The organism is Effusibacillus sp. SKA8 (assembly GCF_058273125.1).
This window is the reverse complement of record NZ_JBZCSF010000035.1, coordinates 1-1,567: the sequence shown is the minus strand read 5'-3', so window position 1 is coordinate 1,567 and position 1,567 is coordinate 1. Positions and strand designations below refer to the sequence as shown.

General features: G+C 59.3%; 1 rRNA gene. It reads right to left on the bottom strand.

From position 1 onward, the window contains the following. Nucleotides 1-5: 5 nt before the first annotated feature. Nucleotides 6-1,567, bottom strand: a 16S ribosomal RNA gene (locus AC4ED1_RS14555).

Genomic DNA, 1,567 nt, shown 5'->3' with positions numbered 1-1,567 from the left:
CTTAGAAAGGAGGTGATCCAGCCGCACCTTCCGATACGGCTACCTTGTTACGACTTCACCCCAATCATCGGTCCCACCTTCGGCGGCTGGCTCCCTCCCTGGAATAGGTCAGGTTACCTCACCGACTTCGGGTGTTACCCACTCTCGTGGTGTGACGGGCGGTGTGTACAAGGCCCGGGAACGGATTCACCGCGGCATGCTGATCCGCGATTACTAGCAATTCCGGCTTCATGCAGGCGAGTTGCAGCCTGCAATCCGAACTACGAACGGCTTTCAGGGGTTCGCTCCGGATCACTCCTTCGCTTCCCGTTGTACCGCCCATTGTAGCACGTGTGTAGCCCAGGACATAAGGGGCATGATGATTTGACGTCATCCCCACCTTCCTCCGGTTTGTCACCGGCAGTCACCTGTGAGTGCCCAGCTCCCCTGCTGGCAACACAGATCAAGGGTTGCGCTCGTTGCGGGACTTAACCCAACATCTCACGACACGAGCTGACGACAACCATGCACCACCTGTCTCCGCTGCCCCGAAGGGAAGGCCTGTCTCCAGACCCGTCAGCGGGATGTCAAGCCCTGGTAAGGTTCTTCGCGTTGCTTCGAATTAAACCACATGCTCCACTGCTTGTGCGGGCCCCCGTCAATTCCTTTGAGTTTCAGTCTTGCGACCGTACTCCCCAGGCGGAGTGCTTAATGCGTTTGCTTCGGCACTGACGGTCTCGAAACCCCCAACACCTAGCACTCATCGTTTACGGCGTGGACTACCAGGGTATCTAATCCTGTTTGCTCCCCACGCTTTCGCGCCTCAGCGTCAGCGATCGGCCAGCAAGGCGCCTTCGCCACTGGTGTTCCTCCATATCTCTACGCATTTCACCGCTACACATGGAATTCCCCTTGCCTCTCCGACCCTCAAGCCATCCAGTCTCCAAGGCACTCCCAGGGTTGAGCCCCGGGTTTTCACCCCAGACTTAAACGGCCGCCTGCGCGCGCTTTACGCCCAGTCATTCCGGACAACGCTTGCCACCTACGTATTACCGCGGCTGCTGGCACGTAGTTAGCCGTGGCTTCCTCCTCCGGTACCGTCCCAGCAGGAGCATTCCCTCTCCTGCCTCTTCGTCCCGAAAGACAGAGCTTTACAACCCGAAGGCCTTCTTCACTCACGCGGCGTTGCTCCATCAGGCTTGCGCCCATTGTGGAAGATTCCCTACTGCTGCCTCCCGTAGGAGTCTGGGCCGTGTCTCAGTCCCAGTGTGGCCGTCCACCCTCTCAGGTCGGCTACGCATCGTCGCCTTGGTGGGCCGTTACCCCACCAACCAGCTAATGCGCCGCGGGCCCATCCGACAGTGACGCCTCAGCGCCTTTCCCAAAAGGAAGATGCCTCCCTCTTGCCTATCCGGTATTAGCACCCGTTTCCAGGCGTTATCCCGGTCTGCCGGGCAGGTTGCCCACGTGTTACTCACCCGTCCGCCGCTGGCTTCCAAGAAGCAAGCTCCTCTTCCGCCCGCGCGACTTGCATGTATTAGGCACGCCGCCAGCGTTCGTCCTGAGCCAGGATCAAACTCTCAACATG